20 protein-coding genes and 1 tRNA gene are annotated in these 20,978 nt (G+C 39.2%); 6 read left to right on the top strand and 15 right to left on the bottom strand.

Annotated elements, in window-relative coordinates:
- Window positions 1–362: 362 nt before the first annotated feature.
- Window positions 363–542, bottom strand: a complete 180-nt coding sequence (locus ACZZZW_RS12630) for a hypothetical protein (protein ID WP_235526004.1) — start codon at window positions 540–542, stop codon at window positions 363–365.
- Between ACZZZW_RS12630 and ACZZZW_RS12625 the strand changes: the two genes are divergently transcribed.
- Complete coding sequence (locus ACZZZW_RS12625; protein ID WP_235526003.1) at window positions 456–1,253, top strand: glycosyltransferase family 2 protein; 798 nt, start codon at window positions 456–458, stop codon at window positions 1,251–1,253. The two genes, ACZZZW_RS12630 and ACZZZW_RS12625, sit on opposite strands and share 87 nt — an antisense overlap.
- Here ACZZZW_RS12625 and ACZZZW_RS12620 read toward each other — a convergent pair.
- The 4 genes from ACZZZW_RS12620 to ACZZZW_RS12605 all read right to left on the bottom strand — a co-directional run bounded on the left by ACZZZW_RS12620 (window position 1,239) and on the right by ACZZZW_RS12605 (window position 5,179).
- On the bottom strand, window positions 1,239–2,213 hold the full coding sequence (locus tag ACZZZW_RS12620; RefSeq protein WP_463493807.1) for a glycosyltransferase: 975 nt from the start codon (window positions 2,211–2,213) through the stop codon (window positions 1,239–1,241). The two genes, ACZZZW_RS12625 and ACZZZW_RS12620, sit on opposite strands and share 15 nt — an antisense overlap.
- A 79-nt stretch (window positions 2,214–2,292) precedes the next feature.
- On the bottom strand, window positions 2,293–3,378 hold the full coding sequence (locus ACZZZW_RS12615; protein WP_055904402.1) for a glycosyltransferase: 1,086 nt from the start codon (window positions 3,376–3,378) through the stop codon (window positions 2,293–2,295).
- 294 nt (window positions 3,379–3,672) lie between these two features.
- Window positions 3,673–4,533, bottom strand: a complete 861-nt coding sequence (locus ACZZZW_RS12610) for an SDR family oxidoreductase (RefSeq protein ID WP_055904399.1) — start codon at window positions 4,531–4,533, stop codon at window positions 3,673–3,675.
- 76 nt (window positions 4,534–4,609) lie between these two features.
- The gene (locus ACZZZW_RS12605; protein WP_055904397.1) at window positions 4,610–5,179 is read right to left on the bottom strand and encodes a Crp/Fnr family transcriptional regulator; all 570 of its coding nucleotides are present in this window, start codon (window positions 5,177–5,179) and stop codon (window positions 4,610–4,612) included.
- Window positions 5,180–5,900: 721 nt separating this feature from the next.
- Between ACZZZW_RS12605 and ACZZZW_RS12600 the strand changes: the two genes are divergently transcribed.
- Together ACZZZW_RS12600 and ACZZZW_RS12595 are read left to right on the top strand one after the other, a co-directional pair.
- Window positions 5,901–6,254, top strand: a complete 354-nt coding sequence (locus tag ACZZZW_RS12600) for an ISAon1 family transposase N-terminal region protein (protein ID WP_463493804.1) — start codon at window positions 5,901–5,903, stop codon at window positions 6,252–6,254.
- On the top strand, window positions 6,247–6,570 hold the full coding sequence (locus tag ACZZZW_RS12595; RefSeq protein ID WP_463493802.1) for a hypothetical protein: 324 nt from the start codon (window positions 6,247–6,249) through the stop codon (window positions 6,568–6,570). Before ACZZZW_RS12600 ends, ACZZZW_RS12595 begins: the two co-directional genes overlap by 8 nt.
- Here ACZZZW_RS12595 and ACZZZW_RS12590 read toward each other — a convergent pair.
- Window positions 6,545–7,528, bottom strand: coding sequence for an ISAon1 family transposase (locus ACZZZW_RS12590; protein WP_463492337.1), 984 nt, complete (start codon window positions 7,526–7,528; stop codon window positions 6,545–6,547). The two genes, ACZZZW_RS12595 and ACZZZW_RS12590, sit on opposite strands and share 26 nt — an antisense overlap.
- On the bottom strand, window positions 7,521–7,874 hold the full coding sequence (locus ACZZZW_RS12585) for an ISAon1 family transposase N-terminal region protein (RefSeq protein ID WP_463492336.1): 354 nt from the start codon (window positions 7,872–7,874) through the stop codon (window positions 7,521–7,523). The genes ACZZZW_RS12590 and ACZZZW_RS12585 overlap by 8 nt, the downstream gene beginning before the upstream one ends.
- A gap of 72 nt (window positions 7,875–7,946) precedes the next feature.
- On the opposite strand from ACZZZW_RS12585, the gene ACZZZW_RS12580 reads away from it, so the two are divergent.
- Window positions 7,947–8,672, top strand: coding sequence for an ISAon1 family transposase (locus ACZZZW_RS12580; RefSeq protein ID WP_463493800.1), 726 nt, complete (start codon window positions 7,947–7,949; stop codon window positions 8,670–8,672).
- Window positions 8,673–8,826: 154 nt separating this feature from the next.
- Here the strand turns inward: ACZZZW_RS12580 and ltrA are convergent, their stop codons facing one another.
- Both ltrA and ACZZZW_RS12570 read right to left on the bottom strand, forming a co-directional pair.
- The gene (gene ltrA / locus ACZZZW_RS12575; RefSeq protein ID WP_463492318.1) at window positions 8,827–10,101 is read right to left on the bottom strand and encodes a group II intron reverse transcriptase/maturase; all 1,275 of its coding nucleotides are present in this window, start codon (window positions 10,099–10,101) and stop codon (window positions 8,827–8,829) included.
- A 619-nt stretch (window positions 10,102–10,720) separates the two neighbouring features.
- A tRNA-His gene (locus ACZZZW_RS12570) sits at window positions 10,721–10,794 on the bottom strand.
- 174 nt (window positions 10,795–10,968) lie between these two features.
- On the opposite strand from ACZZZW_RS12570, the gene rnhA reads away from it, so the two are divergent.
- On the top strand, window positions 10,969–11,439 hold the full coding sequence (gene rnhA / locus ACZZZW_RS12565) for a ribonuclease HI (protein WP_055910649.1): 471 nt from the start codon (window positions 10,969–10,971) through the stop codon (window positions 11,437–11,439).
- Here the strand turns inward: rnhA and fbp are convergent.
- From fbp to gloA2, 5 genes are all read right to left on the bottom strand, one after another.
- Window positions 11,436–12,515, bottom strand: coding sequence for a class 1 fructose-bisphosphatase (gene fbp, locus ACZZZW_RS12560; protein WP_463493797.1), 1,080 nt, complete (start codon window positions 12,513–12,515; stop codon window positions 11,436–11,438). The two genes, rnhA and fbp, sit on opposite strands and share 4 nt — an antisense overlap.
- 19 nt (window positions 12,516–12,534) lie before the next feature.
- On the bottom strand, window positions 12,535–13,026 hold the full coding sequence (locus ACZZZW_RS12555) for a metallophosphoesterase family protein (RefSeq protein ID WP_055910655.1): 492 nt from the start codon (window positions 13,024–13,026) through the stop codon (window positions 12,535–12,537).
- 233 nt (window positions 13,027–13,259) lie between these two features.
- Window positions 13,260–15,071, bottom strand: a complete 1,812-nt coding sequence (locus ACZZZW_RS12550) for a serine hydrolase (RefSeq protein ID WP_463493795.1) — start codon at window positions 15,069–15,071, stop codon at window positions 13,260–13,262.
- Between the two features lie 83 nt (window positions 15,072–15,154).
- The gene (locus ACZZZW_RS12545; protein WP_055910661.1) at window positions 15,155–15,856 is read right to left on the bottom strand and encodes a tRNA1(Val) (adenine(37)-N6)-methyltransferase; all 702 of its coding nucleotides are present in this window, start codon (window positions 15,854–15,856) and stop codon (window positions 15,155–15,157) included.
- Complete coding sequence (gene gloA2, locus ACZZZW_RS12540) at window positions 15,857–16,237, bottom strand: SMU1112c/YaeR family gloxylase I-like metalloprotein (RefSeq protein ID WP_463493793.1); 381 nt, start codon at window positions 16,235–16,237, stop codon at window positions 15,857–15,859.
- Window positions 16,238–16,468: 231 nt separating this feature from the next.
- Here gloA2 and purL point away from each other — a divergent pair, with 231 nt between their 5' ends.
- A complete protein-coding gene (gene purL, locus ACZZZW_RS12535; RefSeq protein ID WP_463497743.1) occupies window positions 16,469–20,167 on the top strand; it encodes a phosphoribosylformylglycinamidine synthase in 3,699 nt (1,232 codons plus the stop codon).
- 453 nt (window positions 20,168–20,620) lie between these two features.
- Here purL and ACZZZW_RS12530 read toward each other — a convergent pair whose 3' ends face one another.
- Entirely contained in the window at window positions 20,621–20,971 is a 351-nt protein-coding gene (locus ACZZZW_RS12530; protein WP_463493791.1) for an FEKKY domain-containing protein, read from the bottom strand.
- Window positions 20,972–20,978: the final 7 nt, after the last annotated feature.

Genomic DNA, 20,978 nt, shown 5'->3' with positions numbered 1-20,978 from the left:
GTATTTTTCATCTCCTCTATCTGGTTAGTATTTTAAATTATTGAATACTAATGTAGTAATTTTCAATAAACATAAATCGATTTATGTGTTAAATGCACAGCGAAAAACAATAAAAAAGCTGAAAAAACATGCTATCAAATTAACGTTACTTGGTGCAAGTGTGAAACTTAAATAATTTTAATTAAGAATTGATTCGGAACAACACCTGAATTACAAAGCCTTTTTGATGGACGAATAATTTATTATGCAAAATCTTTCAGAAAAGATGTGGGCAAGAAGATTGAAGGGATTTAATAATCAAGCATTTTTCGATTCTCATTAACTATCCAGGTTGTGGAATCATACATGATAACGACCCTGCCTTAATAGCGTACAAATTCTGTTTCTGTTTTGGCTATAAAACTATTTGCAATAAAAAAGGTTAGCAAACTATGAACATTTCCATCCTTACCATTGTGCGCAATCGCAAAACTGCTATATTGAATCTGATTGCTGGGTTGTGTAATGGAATCAAACTCCCTGGTGAGCTTATAATTGTTCATATGAATGAAGAAATTTATGGTTTAGCGGATTCCCTTTTCCCCATTAAAGAATATAAATTTTCTTCTGAAGAACCAATACCTTTAGCTTCTGCAAGAAACTTTGCTGCGTCAAAAGCAGTATATGATCAAATGATATTTTTGGATGCAGACTGTATCCCTTCCACTAATTTTGTTCAGGTATATGAAAATTCATTTTCCGAGCAAGATTCGCTACTATCGGGAAGGATAGAATATCTTTCAAGGTCTGCTATGGACAGGCCTGATTTATTAGATCGAATGCATGAGGTATCTACCATTGATCCTATTCGTGGTAATCTTGACCAATACCCGTACCATTTATTCTGGTCTATAAATTTTGGTTGTTCAAAAAATGTTTACTCCAAAATTGGTGGTTTCGATGAAAATTTCGTTGGTTATGGTGCCGAAGACACTGACTTTGCATTTTCTGCAAAAGCACAGGGAATTAACCACCATACTATCGATGCAACAGCTTATCATCAATATCATCCCAGTTACGATCCACCATTGAATCATTTAAATGATGTAGTAAAAAACGCCAGTCTTTTTAACGTTAAATGGGGGATGTGGCCAATGCAGGGTTGGCTTGATAAATTTTGTGCCATGGGCTTTACTGAATTTGAAAATGGAAAATTGCAAATTTTAAAATATCCCACAGGCAAGCAGATAGAGGATGCGCTAAAGCACACTTGATGTTTTAAAAACAGTGTTGTAGATACTTTTTAAGTATTCAGCGGCAAGCGTGGTGGCTTTATTTGAGATTATTCCTTTCCAAACCGGTTTTACCGTAACCATATTTTCAAAGATTCCCCGCCAGCTCGTAATGCATAAATCCTGGGGGGATATTATTCTGGCTAATCCAAGCTCATGCAGTACACGGGCTTTTACCACTTGCTCATTAAATGGACGATCCTCAGGAATAGTGATAAACCTTTTTCCTAAAGCAGCTACCTCCATAACCGTGTTATGTCCGGCATTGCCAATAACGATACAGCACTTTTCCATAATACCGTCGGGATGCGATACTTTACCATGGTAACAAATATTTTCATATGTGTTATTTGGGTTTTTTACCTCACCGAGTACTTGTAAGCACCAATCTGGGCAGCAATTTGCGATATGCTCAATTAACGGAATGTTAATGCTCGTACCACCCTGGCCCACAACTATTGCTACTTGCTTTTCCCTTGGTTCAGCGGCATCTTCCCGTACTTCAAAGCGCGATATGCCGCCGGCAAAAAAAGTCTTCTCTATAATCCATTTAATGTCGTTCCCACTCATCGTTTTGGGATATGGTGCAAGTACACCTACAGCATTGCTATAGGCATGGATATGAGGCAAATCTATCCGGTCTCCATGTTGTTTTACAACAATGAACGGAACTCCTGAGAGCGTGGCTAGCATAGCAATTTCCACTGAAACATCCACTACCAGAAGCAGCGGAAAAACCGTAGAAAAAAGATGTGTCAAGATATTTACCCTCTTTCGCTGCCCCTCAATATTCAATGGAGCATAATGCAACCCTGCAGGAAGATTGTTACCCACATATAAATCATTGCTACTTGGGGTATCCATAGGTAAGTGTATCACTTTATAATGTGATGGAATTATGTGCATATAATTTTCCAGGTCGCTTCCTAACAAAGTTACCATGCAGTTGGATAATGCCTTTGCTATGGCTAATGTCCGCATGATGTGACCTGAACCATGATGATGGACATAAAAAGCAATATTACATGGCTGGGACATTCTTTTTCTGATCAATTGTATCCATCAAAATACGCTCATATGCATTTACCATATGATCGATGTTAAGAGATTTTTCTGCATGTTCCCTGCATTTCCTTCTATTTAAGCCTACGGCGTTTTCAATGCATTTAGCCAATTCAATAGGGTCGGCACTGCTGGTTAGGCTTCCAGTTTCGTTATTGACTAAAAATGGCAATGCACCTTTCGATATTCCTGCAATGGGCGTTCCACAGGCAAGGCTTTCAGCAACTACTAAACCAAAAGGCTCTTCCCAACAAGGTGTGATAACCGCGCATAGCGCATTTCCAACCAAATCACTTAACTCCTTATGAGAACGGTTTTTTAAAAGTTCTACCCCCTCATCCAGTAAGGGCAATACGTAAGTATTATAATAGTGGTGATCTGCTATACTTCCTGCTATTTTGATTTTGTAACCGGCTAATTTGGCCGCCTGAATAGCAATATGCGTACCCTTATCAGGATGGATCCGTCCAAACCAAATTACATATTTACCTAAAGGCTGCTCAACATATTTCCAAGACTGCAAATCAACCCCATTAGTAATTACATCACAATAATTTAAGTATGGACGCCAGGCTATTTCATTTGAATATGACACACTTACGTAGCGCATTTTGCCACTCTTCCGCTCATGCGACATTGCCCTTTTCAATTCGAAGATAGGCGGAGTGTGCAGAACGGTAACCATGGGCGTATTAATAATAGTGCTCATGGTTATGGGAACGTAGTTTAAACTATTATTGAATATAATGTCATGATCTTTACTATCGATATCCTGCATCAGCTCCAGATAGGCATGGTGGGTAGATATGAAATCTTCGCTTAACTCGTGCGAACGAAATCTGCTGAACGTTTCGCGATCGTAATCCATATCGCTAAAAATAACATGAATGTTCAATTCTGGGTCTGACAACTCACTGGCATATAAAGTGACGGTATGTCCTTTGGCAATCAATCGTTGGGTAATATCATAGGTAAAAGCCTCCAGACCTCCCATAAAGGGCTTTTTTATCGGATGTTTAAGATGCGCAATTATTCCAATGTTCATAAATATTGTTTATATAACAACTGTGAAAATCTGCCTTAAGTTTTCAATTTGAAAGAAATTTCCATTTTGTTATCAAATTATTGTTAACAAGCATTGCGGAAGGGGGTACTGTGCTGACTATACTGCGAAGGTGGGATTTTATCAGCAAAAGGGTTTTACCCGTATGCCGCGCTGTGCTTTGGAAAGGTGCTTTGGTGAAGGCTTTTTATAAGTATTGCCTACAATGCTGAAATAGCTACAAACAAAAACGGCAGTAGCTTTATGCCACTGCCGTTCCGGTTACTGCTGTTAAAACTACAATAGTTCGCCCATTCCGAATACTGTTAGCCCTTTGGCAAACTGTTCGGCTATGCTTTGGTTGGCAGCTTCAATGTATTGACCGGTTATGGGATCAACCACTGTGCGTAACGGCCTGGAACCTTTTGAAGTGGCAATAAGTTTTACAATGGCATCAGCAACATCCTGCGGGTTAGGATTCTTAGCGTGCATTTCTCCACCTAATGCAGCAAACATTTTGTTGGGAATATCAGCAATAGCTCCATATCCCTCAAATACACCCTGATCGGATGCAGGGTTGTTTTTTTGCTGCATTTCGGTAGGGAAAGCACCCGGCTCTACAACAACCACATCAATACCTAAACGCTTTACCTCGTAATGCAGGCCTTCGCTTATTCCCTCCAGCGCAAATTTAGAGGCTGCATATATAGTGGCGAATGGAAACGATACCCTTCCAAAGCCGCTGGTTACGTTAATAATCAGTCCATCAGCCTGCTTACGCATGGCGGGCAGCACCTGTTTCATCAATCGCCACGGGGCATAAACGTTAATATCAAATGTAGTATGCACATCGGCCGTGGTAAAGCTCTCTGCTACACCACTCATGCTGTATCCGGCATTGTTTACCAGCACATCAATGGTTCCTTCTTTCTCCAGAATAAGGTCAACGGCATGCTTCACGCTTTCATCATCAGTCAGGGTAACATCCAAAACCGTTACGTTCTCTAAGGCCGCAAGGGCAGCCGCTTTATCGGCATTACGGCCTTTTGTGTCGCGCATCGTAGCGTACACTTGATGTCCTAAGGCAGCTACGCTGTGTGCGGTAAGCCAGCCAAAACCACTATTTGTTCCTGTTATCAGTACAATTTTTTTGCTCATCTTTATATTATTTAATGACTATGCAAATATTGAAAATAGCACTACAAGAACATTTACCAAATGGTAAAAAAAGCAGTTAATGAATACTACGGCGTATTCTGCTTAATGATTGCTGGGTGACGCCAAGGTAGGAGGCCACGTAGGAAAGCGGGATGCGGTTAATGATGTTGGGAAAAGCTTTAATAAAAGTTAGGTAACGGGTAGTGGCATCTTCTGATATGAGTGGACTGCGCCGCTCCATGGCCAGGGTAAGGCATTTTTTGACCATCTTTGCCTTCATCATTTCCCATCCCACAATGGTGTTGGATATCTCGTCCCAATTCTTTTTATTAAAAACAAGAACTTTGCAGTCGGTAACGGCCTGCACATATTCAGAAGCTGCGATTTGCGATTCGAACTTTTCGTTATCAACTACAAAATTGCATTCGTCTACAAAATAATTGGTGATCTCTTCACTCTTGTTGTTATAATAACAAAAGCGGAACACACCTTCAACCACGAACGCCACATAACGGGGAATCTTTCCGGCTTCCGACAGGTATTCGTGCTTTTTTAATTCGAGCATTTCTGCCTTGCTTAGTAAGAATTCGATCTGCTGTTTGTTCAGGTCGCCAAATTGCAGGATAAGATTTATCATCGCTTCCATGATGTAAAGATAGTATATAGCGTAATTAGTTCTATTTAAAAAATCGAGCACTAAATCCAGCGTTTACGAAAAGACTATATCCTATGCCTTTATTGGCACCGCTAATTAATGCTGTCTTAATGATTGTTTTTTAATTTATAAACACAAAATTGCACTGTATTTACATGATTACCTTTACCAAATGGTAAAAAGCGTTAGCGTATGTTCTTTCTTATCCGACTTAATCAACCACAAGGTTATTTTCGCTAATGAAACATCGGGTTATTTCCTCACCTATGTTACTATAATAGCAGCCCCTAACCACACCTTCTAATACAAATCAATCTTGCATAGGAATTTTTCCTGCTTCTGAAAAGTAACTATTTCTATCCAACATTACTTCTTTGTTGGTAACCAACATAATTTGCTGAGAATTTAAATTTCCGAACTGTAAAATATATTCGATCAACTTATCCATCCACAAAGTTAGCTAAAGTATAACTGAACCATTTTATCAAATGGTAAAAGCAAAGGAAGGGTTAAATTATCCGACGATTTAAGCAAGTTTTATTTCTACCTTAAAAAAAGCTTTTAAGGACTGCTTTAAAACTTATGGGGTCATTAACGGTGAGTAATTCGAACCATAGCCCTTTTTTCGGTGAAAAATGTGGGATCAAGCGGAAAAGTTGGGGGTAATCGAATAATTTGTTTCTTTTGTAGTTAATAGTAATTACAAATTCCCTTGAATCCAGCCGAACAAACCCTTATCAGTTTTTTATTACCAGAAGGCATTCTGGATTATTTCGAAATACTCAAAGTCGAAAAAGAGTCGAAAGAGCTTCAGATCTTTCTTGAAGAGAAGAATATAGCTCCCTCTGGTTACGGGATAACTGAGCTCGAATCAAAGGGCTTTCTTCCAGAAGTTTCCATTCAGGATTTTCCTATTCGTGGGCAAAAAGTTGCCTTACGTATCAAGAGACGTAGATGGACGGTAAAAAAGACTGGGGATATCATTGGTAGAGATTGGGATTTAGTAATAAAAGGGACTCGGATGACTACGGAATTCGGTCTTTTTTTAAAAGGAATATTTGGATAACCACCCCATTAGCTGCTATCATTTAGGGCATTATTTCCAAATAGACGGCAAACAACTCCAGGAGCAATATAAAGAGCACATCAGTGATTATAGTAGTTGGGATCAGAAAGGGCATGCGGATGATTGGATGCTTTTTGTAAAGAATGTGAGCCCCAGGCTCAGTATTGATGAAACAGCTTTATCCAATGGAGAGCTTTATACTATTGTAACCAATAAGGAAGCCAAAGGTAGAAAGGGTGCTATTGTAGCGATGATCAAGGATCAAGCGGAAAAGTTGGGGGAGTTAAACTCTAGGCATATATTTTCGATAATCTGAATAAGAAAAACTTAATATCCCTTACACCTCTCGATGTTGCTCTAAAGGCTTTGATCTTTGCATTGAAAGATTCTGCAGAAGCATTTGTAGCCCTGTTAATAAAGAAGTTAAGGATATACAGGTAATGCGATTGAATTGATCTGGCAACAGTCCTAAAGGAATCAATTCCGCATGCTTCGACCTCATTATACCAGATTGCCAATCTTTTAAAGGCCTGTTCCTTACTTTTGCACAACCTGAATATATCTCCCAATTTTTGGGCAATATTATATGCATTCTTTAATTTGGGATACCTTATGAAAAGTAGCTCTGCTCTAAGTTCTTGATTCCGTGTCCATTTTGAGGGGTGTTTAAACAAAAGATACCTGCTCCGCGCCAGCAATTGCTTTAAAGTATCTCCATTAGCCAACACTTCTGGATGGTAAGCAGTTTTGTTCTTTTTTGCCGTTGCGATATCCTCATTTTCTGCATCGATAGCCTCCCAACGATACTTTATCCTAACTTCCTGAACTGCATCATAAGCCAATTTCTGAACATGGAAACGATCAATTACCCGATGCGCGTTTACAAAACATCGTTTTATGGCCAATTGCATGTTGGCAGCCATATCCATGGTTACTTCCCGCACCCGTTTTCTCAGTCTTTCCGGAATCTTTTTCAGTACAGATATAATGTTTTCGGCCACCGTACCCTTGATCATCGCTACAATAGCACTCTTTCTACCTTTGGCTTCCTTATTGGTTACAATAGTATAAAGCTCTCCATTGGATAAAGCTGTTTCATCAATACTGAGCCTGGGGCTCACATTCTTTACAAAAAGCATCCAATCATTCGCATGCCCTTTCTGATCCCAACTATTATAATCACTGATATGCTCTTTATATTGCTCCTGGAGTTGTTTGCCGTCTATTTGGAAATAATGCCCTAAATGATAGCAGCTAATGGGGTGGTTATCCAAATATTCCTTTTAAAAAAAGACCGAATTCCGTAGTCATCCGAGTCCCTTTTCTTACTAAATCCCAATCTCTACTAATGATATACCCAGTCTTTTTTACCGTCCATCTACGTCTCTTGATACGTAAGGCAACTTTTTGCCCACGAATAGGAAAATCCTGAATGGAAACTTCTGGAAGAAAGCCCTTTGATTCGAGCTCAGTTATCCCGTAACCGGAGGGAGCTACATTCTTCTCTTCAAGAAAGATCTGAAGCTCTTTCGACTCTTTTTCGACTTTGAGTATTGCGAAATAATCCAGAATGCCTTCTGGTAATAAAAAACTGATAAGGGTGTGTTCGGCTGGATTCAAGGGAATTTGTAATTACTATTAACTACAAAAGAAACAAATTATTCGATTACCCCCAACTTTTCCGCTTGATCCATGATCAAGGGTACGGTGGCCGAAAACATTATATCTATACTGAAAAAGATTCCGGAAAGACTGAGAAAACGGGTGCGGGAAGTAACCATGGATATGGCTGCCAACATGCAATTGGCCATAAAACGATGTTTTGTAAACGCGCATCGGGTAATTGATCGTTTCCATGTTCAGAAATTGGCTTATGATGCAGTTCAGGAAGTTAGGATAAAGTATCGTTGGGAGGCTATCGATGCAGAAAATGAGGACATCGCAACGGCAAAAAAGAACAAAACTGCTTACCATCCAGAAGTGTTGGCTAATGGAGATACTTTAAAGCAATTGCTGGCGCGGAGCAGGTATCTTTTGTTTAAACATCCCTCAAAATGGACACGGAATCAAGAACTTAGAGCAGAGCTACTTTTCGAAAGGTATCCCAAATTAAAGAATGCATATAATATTGCCCAAAAATTGGGAGATATATTCAGGTTGTGCAAAAGTAAGGAACAGGCCTTTAAAAGATTGGCAATCTGGTATAATAAGGTCGAAGCATGCGGAATTGATTCCTTTAGGACTGTTGCCAGATCAATTCAATCGCATTACCTGTATATCCTTAACTTCTTTATTAACAGGGCTACAAATGCTTCTGCAGAATCTTTCAATGCCAAGATCAAAGCCTTTAGAGCAACATCGAGAGGTGTAAGGGATATTAAGTTCTTCTTATTCAGATTATCGAAAATATATGCCTAAAGTTTAACTCCCCCCAACTTTTCCGCTTGATCCCAACTTTTCCGCTTGATCCAAAATGTGTCCAAATTTACTCCAATCGAGTAAGAAGCAGGGAATTAGTTTCCCTGCTGTCTCCTCACACCACCGTACGTACCGTTCGGTATACGGCGGTTTGTTAGAATAACTTCGTTTGGTGTGTCGTTTTCCAATAGTAATAATTGGTAAATCCATCAAGTCCATGCCTCAAAAAGAACTTCTTGTCAAGGGTTGTAAGTAATATCGGGCTGTTTGCAGTCCTACAGTACCCCTTACGGGTATTGGCCAATTGATAGGCCCTTGATTTTACCAACCCCATCTTCATTAAATTCCGCGCTCTACCCGTTATACTCTTCCATTGCTTCCAAAGAACAATCCGCAGTCTGGTCCTCATCAACTCGTCCAGTCTGGTCATATGACTCTTTGCTTCTGCAATAGAGAAATAATTAACCCAACCATGAATGATTTCCTTAAGCGTTAATATTCTTTCTTGGAATGGAACTGGTTGGCTACGTTTAGTTTGCTCCCGGATTTTCTCCTTGATCGCTCTTAGAGATTTGGATGAAATTCGCATCTTCCATCCCTCTTTGCTACCATAGAATGAAAACCCGAGCAGACTACTTTGGCTTGGCCTGCTAACCTTACTTTTCTCCCTGTTAACCTTCAGTTTCAGGCAGTCTTCCAGATATACTGAAATACTTCTCATTACCCGGTGTCCTGATTTCCTGCTTCTTAGATAGATACTGCAATCATCAGCATATCGCACGAACCTGTGCCCACGCTCCTCGAGCTTAACATCGAGTTCGTGAAGGATAACATTTGATAGTAACGGACTTAATGGACTGCCTTGTGGCGTTCCTTCTTTTCTTGGGCTGACCAATCCATTCTCCATGATCCCCACACTCAAATAAAGACGAATAAGCTTCAATGTCCGCTTATCCTTTATCTTTACTGACAGCAGATGCATAAGTTTATCATGGTTTACCCGGTCAAAAAATTTGTCCAGGTCAAGTTCCACAATCCAGGTGTAACCTGTGTTAAGATATTCCTGAGCCTTTAACACTGCCTGATGGGCATTGCGATCTGGCCGGAAACCATAACTATCAGAGGAAAAGTCGCCCTCGTACTTGGGGCTCAGCCATTGAGAGATGGCCTGCTGGATCAACCGGTCAATGACCGTTGGGATGCCAAGCATCCTCTTACCACCACTGCCTTTGGGTATCTCTACCTTTCTTACAGCGTTCGGTCGGTAATGGCCTGATAAAATATCACTCCGTAATGCCTGCCAGTTAGCATTCAGGTAGTCGCGAAGTTCATCGGTCTGCATACCATCAATACCACCAGCACCCTTATTGGCAGTAACCTGCCTAAAGGCTCTTTGTACATTTCGGATGTCTAATATTTCTTCAAGCATAATACTAAAAAAAAACTCCTTCCCAGGCATTGTGTACATTGGTTGCACGGCTCGGCTCAGCTCCTCTTATAATTTACTCTCGGATTCCGTCCTACCCTCATATAAGCAGTTCTCTAATGTGGTTCCGCTGTAAACGCTCTGCCATAAACTTCCTGTTTCCTTTGCCATCCTAACATTTGGTCCTTTCTGCATCCGAAAAATGCAGTACTACGACCGCTGCTGACTTCTGATTGAGGCATTTAACATCTCTGCCAAATGTTTCTTCTCCTGTAATCGCGCTTACAATTGACAGAACTCATTCAGATCTCCCGGGGTAAGACAATCTACTTCCTATGGATGTGGCCTCTGTATCTGCGTAATAGTCCCCGTGCAGTATTGGGCTTCTGTTTGTTTCGCAACATCACCCGGACTAAATCCGCCTCGTATACAGTTTCTGTTCGTAAGCCCCCATATTTGCCGCGGACTTCCTTCAGATTCGCAGTCACCCACGACACCCTTGTCTCGAGCTAACACTTCCTACTGCTAAGCGTGTTCGGGACTTGAACCCTATAGTCGATTGCCATGCCCGGCGCACAAAACAAAAAAAGCAGCTCTTTTCAGAACTGCTTTAAAACTTCAGGGTGGCTGATGGGGCTCGAACCCACGACCCTCGGCACCACAAACCAATACTCTAACCAACTGAGCTACAGCCACCGTTTTTTGATGTCACAAAAGTACGACTTTTAATATCTCTTGCAAATATTTTTTTCAAAGTTTTTACTACAAATTTTTAATTCCTTAACATTCAATTATTTGAAATTGAAAAATTTTTTCCCTAACAGATAAAATAAGCTATTTTGAAGCTAAAAACATAACTTTACAACGTTTATGATCGAAATTTATACAGACGGAGCAGCTAGCGGAAACCCTGGACCAGGAGGTTGGGGCACTATTTTAAGGGCAGGACAGCATTATAAAGAATTAAGTGGCGGTTTTAGGATGACTACAAACAACCGCATGGAACTGCTTGCTGTAATTAAAGGATTGGAAGCATTAAAAAGCCTAAATCAACAGGTAACCGTTTATTCTGATTCGAAATATGTGGTAGATGCCGTAGAAAAAAAATGGGTTTTCGGGTGGGTGACTAAAAATTTTAAAGACAAAAAAAATAAAGATCTTTGGCTTAGATTTCTTGAATTATACAAACTCCACAAAGTAAAGTTTATTTGGATAAAAGGCCACAACGACCACCCTGAGAATGAACGTTGCGACCGTTTAGCGGTTTTCGCCTCGCAAGACAAGCAAAATTTAGCTATTGATACCTTTTTTGAAGTGGAAAGAAGTAAAGCACAACTTTAATCAACTCCACCGATAACATTTAAATCTTCCAGTTTAGCGTTTACATTGGCATCAACGGAAATTGATTTTGCCGTATAAAGCATCATCATCTCCTCTGCTTTTTCGACCATTTTTTTTGAGCCTATAAAAATAGGAACCCTTTGGTGCAATTCAGTAGGAATGATATCCAGTATACGATCAAAACCTGTACTCGCCTTTCCCCCAGCCTGCTCAATAATATATGCCATCGGGTTACACTCATACAGCAACCTTAATTTTCCATTTGGAGAACGCGAAGTGGTTGGATAGATATAAATCCCGCCTTTTATTAAATTTCTATGGATATCGCCAACCATTGAACCGATATAGCGTGATGTATATGGACGTTTTGTGGCTTCATCTTCTACCTGACAATATTTAATGTACTTTTTAACCCCATCAGGAAAGTGAACGTAATTTCCCTCGTTTACCGAATACATATACCCTGTTTCAGGTATTTTCATTTGTGGATGCGAAAGGCAAAACTCCCCGATTGATGGATCGAGTGTAAATCCGTTAACACCTTTACCAGTTGTATACACCAACATGGTAGATGAACCATAAATTATATACCCGGCGGCAACCTGTTCTGTACCTTTTTGAAGCACATCTTCCATACTGGCCCTGCCCTCAACCGATTTCCTTCTGTAAATTGAAAATATTGTACCTACCGCAACGTTTACATCTGTGTTGGAAAAGCCATCCAACGGATCGATACACACAATATATTTGGCGTTTTGAGATACAGGCGATTCAATATGGATAATTTCATCTTCCTCCTCGGTAGCCACAATACAACATTCGCCACCACTGGTTAAGGCAGCAATAAACTGCTCATCTGCATATACATCAAGTTTTTTTTGTTCCTCACCCTGAATATTGGTGGTTCCCATATCGCCAAGAATATCAACTAAACCGGCTTTGTTAATTTCGCGGTTTACAATTTTTGCAGCTATGCCAATATCTCTGAGTAACCTCGAAAGTTCACCTTTTGCATATGGAAAATCTGCTTGTTTTTCTATAATAAATTGTCCTAGTGTTTTAACGCCACAAACCATACTTAGTGTATATTTTACATTATCTACCCGATAACTCTATAACTTCTAAGGTATGAATATTTTCATCAGTTATGCAAAATCTAATCAAGGTTCTCACTTTGTGCCAGCCTTGTTTTCCGGCTGCACCAGGGTTTATATGCAAACATTTTATTTTTTCATCAAACATCACCTTTAAAATATGCGAGTGCCCGGTGATGAATAATTTTGGAGGGTTAGTGTATATTTCCGGCTTTACAAAAGAAGAGTATCGGCCAGGGTAACCACCAATATGCGTCATCCAAACATCAACAGATTCACAACTAAATCGATTTTGTTCAGGAAATTCATTTCTAATACCGGCATCATCTATATTTCCAAACACGCCACGCAATGGTTTAAACGCAGCCAGGGGCGCTGCTACACCAGGGCCAAAATCGCCCGCATGCCAAATCTCATCTACACCATCGAAGTGCTTAAAAACCGCATCATCTAAAAAACCATGTGTATCAGAAATTAATCCTATTTTTTTCATTTTGTAAAGTTAACACCCAGCACCTTTCACACATTTACCTGAGCTAAAAATTATTTATTTGGAGTTATAAAATTCGGAAAGCAAACTTTTTTAAATCTAAATTTCACGCAAACTTAAATCAGGCTCCTTTTTTAAATTGTAGGATATTATCATTTATTAAACCTATCTATTTCTAGCCCGCAATTGAATCCAGCTAAGCGATTAGTTGATTATTCAACATTCAATGCGCTTATTTAATCGTATCTTAATTGCTTAAACGTTCCATTAGGCTGAATAAAACAAACTGATGAAGCCTTCTCCATCCCCGCTTTCTTTTCAAATTTGAGACTAAATCCCTTTAAATTTTTAAAGTTAAAAGTGTCGTTTCCTATCGATATCGTTTCATACTCCGGTTGCCCGGGTACCGAAACAAATAAAACTTTTCCTTTTAAATATACTTTACTCATGCCTTTTTCTCCATAACTGCCTGTATAACTCATTAAGGCGTTAGCATTTAAATCAACTGTTTTGGTTTTGTAAGCAAACACAATAGCTTTCATTCCCCGTTCCAGCGGAATATTCACACTTTCAATTTTACCATCCTGTCCGCTGCTAAAATTAAAACGCAAATCACTTTCTGCAGTGTCAATCTTACCGTTCTTATCAATATCACTAATACTGAAAACATCGTAATGATAGTGCCTTAACAATAGTTTCTCCTTCCCCATCCTAGCAAAAAGCGAATCATTTTTGAAAGTTATATCAATTACACCATAGGCAGGATTATCAAACAAACCATCATAATCTTTAAGTGGACGCGAAGGTTTTGTATTTAAAACACGGGCATTTTCTGCCGTTTTCTTTACTGCCTTCTCTCTCTCCTTAGCCTTTGCCTTTTCTTTGTTGGCTCTACCATTCCAATCAATATTTTTCAACCCCAAAACCCTATCGGCAATGCTGCTGTATACAATTTCCGGAACGCTTGAAGTATTTTGATTGGTTAATACCACAATGCCTAATTCATCGGTTGGAAAAAAGGATACACTAGCCGAAAATCCATTAATATTGCCACCGTGCTCTACCATGTAATGACCACGATAAGAATTGATCATCCAACCAAAACCATAAGTAGCCAGGTATATATCTTTATCTTCTGAAGGCAAACCTTCACTCCTAACCATTTGAGAACTTGCTGCTTCCCCGATATATGATGAAGGTAAAATTTCTTTCCCATTATAAGTACCGCCGCTAATCCAAACCTTTAGCCAATGCGTCATGTCAGTTACACTGCTGTTAATACTTCCCGCTGGCCCCATTCCATCAATATTAAAATAATCAGTCTTTTCTATAGCACCTTTATTATTTACGGTATAAGGCAAGGAGGCTTCGCTATCTTTCTCGAATTCGAAAATATTAGTATTGGAATGGCTCATTTCCAAAGGATCAAAAAATTTCTCTTTAATATTCTGTTCCCAGGTTTTTCCGGTCAGCTTTTCAACAATCATACCCTGCGCTAAAAACATAAAGTTGTTATACTGCCATTTTTCACGGATACCAGCAGTTGGCTCCATGTAACGCACCCTTTGGATGATGCTATCACGGTTAGCGGTATTAAATATATACCACGACAAATCGTAACGGGATAAACCTGTGCGGTGGCACATCATATCCCGCACCGTTATCTGGTTGTTCATATTGTCGTTATAAAATTTCAATTGTGGCAAATAAGAAGTTGCAATACCATCATAAGCCAGTTTCCCCTCTTTTTGCAATAAACCAATAAGTGAAGAGGTAAATGCTTTCGTACTCGAGCCTATGGCGAAAAGTGTATTTGGTGTTACCGGTTTTTTATTTTCGAGATCGCGATAACCGAAACCTTTGCTATAAATTACCTGATCCCCTTTTACCACCGCTACCGCAAAACCGGCCACTTTCTGATCTTTTAATATGCGGTTTAATAAAGTATCAATGCCTTTTAAAGGATCAACTGTTTTTTGTTTTTTTGATTGAGCAAGAGCAGACAGTGCTATAAAGCACAGCAAGAATACATTTAGGATACGTTTCATTTTAATTCAGGTGAGATAATTTGCCCTAAATTACAAATGATTATGAGGATAATATCAGAAAATGATTAAATTGAACTATTTCTTTAGTAAGCGAGAAAAAAATCCTTTAGCAAAAGCTTATATTCAGCTGTATGAGCTTTTAAAGATTGATAAATATAAAAATGCCGTTCATTTAAAATCATTTCCCCTTTTTTTAAACAAATAATCTGCCTAAAAGTGGGTTTATTTTCATCGGAATGAATATTAACTCTTTCCGTTAGGGATAAACCATATTGAGCAGCAATAACAATCACTTCATCAGCCTGTTTTATAGGTAAAATCAACCAAATCATGCCAGTATCATTCAATAAATGAACAGCTTTTTCAATTAATACGGCAAAAAAGTCTTCATCAGCATGCCTGGCGATCCCTTTTCTAATCTCTTCGTTTTTTAAATCATTTACAAAAAAAGGTGGATTGGAAACGATAAGATCAAATTCCTGGTTGCACTCAAATTCTTCAATGGCTATATGGCTAACCGTTAAACGATTACTGAAGGCTGAAAACTCAAAATTTTTTCCGGCAGTTTCCGCAGCCTGTCCATCAATTTCTACAGCATGTACATTTGCATCAGGAAAACGTTGCGCCATCATTAAGGCGATTACGCCAGTGCCTGTACCAATATCGAGTATGTTTTTTGGAGCCGGATGGTTAACAGTTGCACCAAGCAATACACCATCGGTGTTAATTTTCATGGCACAACCTGTTTGGTCGACTTCGAACTGTTTGAACTTGAAAATACTCATCTATTTTTCATACAATTCTAAAGGTAATCCATCCGGATCGGCAAAAAAAGTAAACCGCTTATCAGTGAACTCATCAATACGGATGGGCTCGGTAATAATGCCATGATCATTTAAACGTGCAATCTCCTTTTCAATGTCATCAACTTCGAAAGCCAGATGGCGCAAACCCTGCGCTTCTGGTCGTGATAGCCTTGCAGGAGGGTTTTCAAAAGAAAACAACTCGATCTGATATACGCCATTAACGGCAAGATCTAATTTATACGACTTTCTTTCAGCCCGGTAAACCTCTGCCAAAACGGTAAAACCCAATTTATTCACATAAAAATCTTTCGATTTTTCATAATCTGAACAGATAATGGCAGTGTGGTGGATGCGAAGCATAAATAATGATTGAATTTTGAATGAGTAAATGAGTGAGTTAGCGTTCAACAAAAATGCGCATTCTCTAATTGAATTAACCAATAATTATTTCAACATTCTCTCATTCAAAATTCAATCATTCTCTCATCAGCCATTCTCTCATTTAATAATTATCTAATTCGATCATTATATTTTGACATTCAATCATTCAAATTCTCTCATTCAATCCTGTAATCACACCAGTTTTTTCATATAAAAAAGCTATTTTTGCAACTTCAAAAAAAAAGCATGATTCATTTCTTCCTTAGTCAATCGCAGGCGATTTTTGTTTTACAAACAGACAAAGCGCTTTCTACCACTGATATTACTAAACTTGAATGGTTATTTGGCGGTGCCAAAATCTCGCAAGAAACAGCGCTAACAGGCTTTTTCGTTGGGCCAAGAGCAGCAATGATTACTCCCTGGAGTACCAACGCCGTAGAGATTACCCAAAACATGGACATGCAGGGCATCATCAGGATCGAAGAATTTAAGCAGGTTGATGAAAACTTTGCTGATTACGACCCAATGCTTTCTCAAAAATACGGCAAGCTTGATCAAGAGGTTTATACCATCAACATCAAACCAGAGCCGATTTTAGAAATTACTGATATTGCCGCTTACAACAAACAGGAAGGGCTTTCTTTAAGTGATGAAGAAGTTGAATACCTAAATACCCTGGCGCAAAAACTGGAAAGACCTTTAACCGATTCTGAGGTTTTTGGCTTCTCTCAGGTAAACTCAGAACATTGCCGCCATAAAATTTTCAATGGTAAATTTGTAATCGACGGGGTAGAACAACCTACCTCTTTATTCAAATTAATCCGCAAAACATCAGAAGAAAACCCTAACGATATTGTTTCTGCTTATAAAGATAACGTAGCTTTTATTAAAGGCCCTAAAGTGCAGCAATTTGCACCTAAACGTGCCGATCTACCTGATTATTACACTACAAGTGATTTTGACTCTGTAATTTCATTAAAAGCAGAAACCCATAATTTCCCAACAACAGTAGAGCCTTTTAATGGCGCAGCAACTGGTTCGGGTGGCGAAATAAGAGACCGATTAGCAGGCGGACAAGGTTCGTTGCCTTTAGCGGGAACGGCAGTTTACATGACCGCGCTTTCGCGTTTGGAAGATAACCGCCCATGGGAAAAAGGTGTTGAAGAAAGAGCATGGTTATATCAAACTCCGATGGATATCCTGATCAAAGCATCAAACGGTGCTACAGATTTTGGAAATAAATTCGGACAACCCCTTATTACAGGTTCGGTTTTAACCTTCGAGCACGAAGAAAACAGCAGGAAACTTGGTTTCGATAAAGTGATCATGCTTGCAGGTGGTATCGGTTACGGTAAAGCCAGCCAGGCACAAAAACTTAAACCAAAAGAAGGCGATAACATTGTTATTCTTGGTGGAGAAAATTACAGAATCGGAATGGGTGGTGCAGCTGTTTCATCTGCAGATACCGGCCAACATGGAAGCGGCATCGAATTAAATGCGATTCAGCGTTCAAACCCTGAAATGCAAAAACGTGCAGCAAATGCGGTGCGCGGCATGGTAGAAAGCGATCACAATTCAATTATCTCTATCCACGATCACGGAGCCGGTGGACACTTAAACTGCTTATCAGAATTGGTGGAAGAAACAGGTGGTTTAATCGACCTGGATAAATTGCCAGTTGGCGATCCTACCCTTTCGGCTAAAGAAATTATCGGTAACGAATCTCAGGAAAGAATGGGATTGGTAATCGGCAACGACCATATCGAAACTTTACAAAAAATTGCCGATCGCGAACGTTCACCTATGTATACCGTAGGTAAAGTAACCGGCGATCATCGTTTTACATTTAAATCTGCAACAACAGGTTTAAAGCCAATGGATTTTGAACTGGCTGCGATGTTTGGCAGTTCGCCAAAAATCGTAATGGACGATCAAACCATCGATCGTAAGTACGAAGCAATAGAATATAATCAAGCAGAATTAAATACTTACCTTGAGCAAGTACTTCAATTAGAAGCAGTTGCAGCTAAAGATTGGTTAACCAACAAAGTAGACCGCTGTGTAGGTGGCCGCGTTGCCAAACAACAAACCGCAGGACCATTACAATTGCCTTTGAACAACTGTGGTGTAATGGCGTTAGATTTTCAGGGTAAAGAAGGTATTGCCACTTCAGTTGGCCATGCACCACTTTCTGCCTTAATAGATCCTGTTGCCGGTAGCCGCAATGCCATTGCAGAATCACTTTCGAATATTGTTTGGGCACCGCTAAAAGATGGCTTAAAAAGTGTTTCACTTTCTGCCAATTGGATGTGGGCCTGCAAAAATGAAGGAGAAGATGCCCGTTTATATGCAGCAGTAAAAGCTTGTTCTGATTTCGCTATCGATTTAGGAATCAACATCCCAACCGGAAAAGATTCATTATCGATGAAACAGAAATATAAAGATGGTGATGTAATTGCGCCAGGTACCGTAATTATTTCTGCAGGAGCCAATTGTGATGACATTACTAAGGTAGTTGAACCGGTATTGCAGAAAAACGGCGGATCAATTTATTACATCAACTTATCTAACGACAATTATAAATTAGGCGGTTCATCTTTTGCACAGATTTTAAACAAAATTGGCACAGAAACCCCAGATGTTAAAGGTGCTGATCAATTTAAAACAGCATTTAATACCTTACAACAATTAATTAAAGCAGATAAAATTCAGGCTGGACACGACATTGGTAGCGGTGGTTTAATTACAACCCTGTTGGAAATGTGTTTTGCAGATCGTGATTTAGGGGCTTCGATCGATTTATCTTCATTGGCAGAAACTGATAGCATTAAAGTATTATTTGCTGAAAATATTGGTATTGTTTTCCAGGCTGATGCTTCGGCTGAAAAAACTTTAACACAAGCAGGAGTTGTTTTCCATAAAATTGGTGAAGTGAACTCTACAGCTAAACTGGAAGTTAAAAATGCAACAGATAATTTCAGTTTTGATATTGATCATTTGCGTGATGTTTGGTTCAAAACTTCATACTTGCTTGACAGTAAACAAACGGGTAACGGTTTAGCGAAAGAACGTTACAACAATTATAAAAATCAGGTATTAAAGTACAATTTCCCATCACAATTTGATGGCAAAAAACCTGTTATCGATACAACCAAACCACGCCCGAAAGCGGCAATTATCCGAGAAAAGGGAAGTAATTCGGAACGCGAACTTGCAAATGCCATGTATTTAGCCGGTTTTGATGTGAAAGATGTACACATGACCGATTTAATTACAGGCAGAGAGACTTTGGAAGATATTCAGTTTATCGGTGCTGTTGGCGGTTTTTCTAACTCTGACGTATTAGGATCTGCCAAAGGTTGGGCTGGTGCATTTTTATATAATGAAAAAGCAAGAGTGGCTTTAGAGAAATTCTTTGCCCGCCCTGATACCTTATCTGTTGGTGTTTGTAACGGTTGCCAGTTATTTGTAGAGTTGGGCTTAATTAATAAAAACCACGAAGAAAAACCTAAGATGCTGCACAACAAAAGCGGCAAACATGAAAGTATTTTTACTTCATTAACCCTGCAAGAAAACAATTCGGTAATGTTATCTACACTGGCCGGAAGCACTTTAGGTGTTTGGGTATCGCATGGTGAAGGAAGATTCTCATTACCATATGCTGAAGATCAATATAAAATCGTAGCAAAATATGCATATGAAGGTTATCCGGCCAGCCCGAACGGATCTGATTACAACACCGCAATGTTATGCGATGAAACTGGCCGCCACCTGGTAATGATGCCACATATTGAGCGTTCATTGTTCCAATGGCACTGGGCAAATTACCCACAAGGCCGTAAAGATGAAGTATCGCCATGGATGGAAGCCTTTGTTAATGCACGCAAGTGGATTGAAAACAAAGGATAAATCAATAAAATTTATATAAAGTAAATGGATGATGAGATTAAAAACCATCATCCATTTTTTATTTACAAGCATTCATCATTTCGAGCAGGTTGTTTATTAAAATCGTCATGCTGAACTTGATTCAGCATCTATCATTCTCATCAGATCCTAACTCTGAAGTGGCCATTAGACCTTTGAAATTATAAAAATTACTAATAAAACAATTTCAGGGTGCGGAGCCGCGAAAACAAAAAACGGCCTGAGCTTTTGCCCAAACCGTTTCAATTTACCCAACCTCACATTTATCTATAAGAGCATTAATAGAAAAATCATTTTTTAAATTTAAAAGAAATGGCATCCTGGGGGTTAATACCAATCGTTAAGTCGTCCTGCTGAACTTGATTCAGTCAATCCTACAGATCATAAAATCGATTTCCCTCAAGCATAAACTTTCTCCCAGCTCTTCAATATCCTCTAAATCCCCTGAATATCACTCCTCACTTCTTTCCTCCACTCAGTTCCATATTTAAGGTCCATAAAAGAAGCAACTACTTTGTTATAATCATTGATAGAAATATTAACAGGCATTACGCAGCCATAACTATAATAGGCAATACCATACTTCTTTTCAAACACTTCCTGGCCTTTGGTATATGAAGATACAATGCCACCACGGATTAAAAATTTAACGCATCCGTTTTTCAAATCTGCATGAGCAAGTTTAGTACTGTGTATTTCCGCACTATCAATAGGTTTTACAACTTGTGCACTCAAATTGAGCTTTATAAAACAAACAAAGAGCAAAATCAAATAGGATTTTTTCATGGAGGGG

The organism is Pedobacter sp. AC379, from assembly GCF_979258145.1.
This window is presented reverse-complemented; position numbering and strand designations above follow the sequence as displayed.

Excerpts from the sequence above, each read along its gene's own strand:
- ACZZZW_RS12630 (WP_235526004.1), bottom strand. The coding sequence starts at position 542 with ATGAACAATTATAAGCTCACCAGGGAGTTTGATTCCATTACACAACCC.
- ACZZZW_RS12620 (WP_463493807.1), bottom strand. The coding sequence starts at position 2,213 with ATGGTAACTTTGTTAGGAAGCGACCTGGAAAATTATATGCACATAATT.
- ACZZZW_RS12615 (WP_055904402.1), bottom strand. The coding sequence starts at position 3,378 with ATGAACATTGGAATAATTGCGCATCTTAAACATCCGATAAAAAAGCCC.
- ACZZZW_RS12610 (WP_055904399.1), bottom strand. The coding sequence starts at position 4,533 with ATGAGCAAAAAAATTGTACTGATAACAGGAACAAATAGTGGTTTTGGC.
- ACZZZW_RS12605 (WP_055904397.1), bottom strand. The coding sequence starts at position 5,179 with ATGGAAGCGATGATAAATCTTATCCTGCAATTTGGCGACCTGAACAAA.
- ACZZZW_RS12580 (WP_463493800.1), top strand. The coding sequence starts at position 7,947 with ATGATCAAGGGTACGGTGGCCGAAAACATTATATCTATACTGAAAAAG.
- ltrA (WP_463492318.1), bottom strand. The coding sequence starts at position 10,101 with ATGCTTGAAGAAATATTAGACATCCGAAATGTACAAAGAGCCTTTAGG.
- rnhA (WP_055910649.1), top strand. The coding sequence starts at position 10,969 with ATGATCGAAATTTATACAGACGGAGCAGCTAGCGGAAACCCTGGACCA.
- fbp (WP_463493797.1), bottom strand. The coding sequence starts at position 12,515 with ATGGTTTGTGGCGTTAAAACACTAGGACAATTTATTATAGAAAAACAA.
- ACZZZW_RS12555 (WP_055910655.1), bottom strand. The coding sequence starts at position 13,026 with ATGAAAAAAATAGGATTAATTTCTGATACACATGGTTTTTTAGATGAT.
- ACZZZW_RS12550 (WP_463493795.1), bottom strand. The coding sequence starts at position 15,071 with ATGAAACGTATCCTAAATGTATTCTTGCTGTGCTTTATAGCACTGTCT.
- ACZZZW_RS12545 (WP_055910661.1), bottom strand. The coding sequence starts at position 15,856 with ATGAGTATTTTCAAGTTCAAACAGTTCGAAGTCGACCAAACAGGTTGT.
- gloA2 (WP_463493793.1), bottom strand. The coding sequence starts at position 16,237 with ATGCTTCGCATCCACCACACTGCCATTATCTGTTCAGATTATGAAAAA.
- ACZZZW_RS12530 (WP_463493791.1), bottom strand. The coding sequence starts at position 20,971 with ATGAAAAAATCCTATTTGATTTTGCTCTTTGTTTGTTTTATAAAGCTC.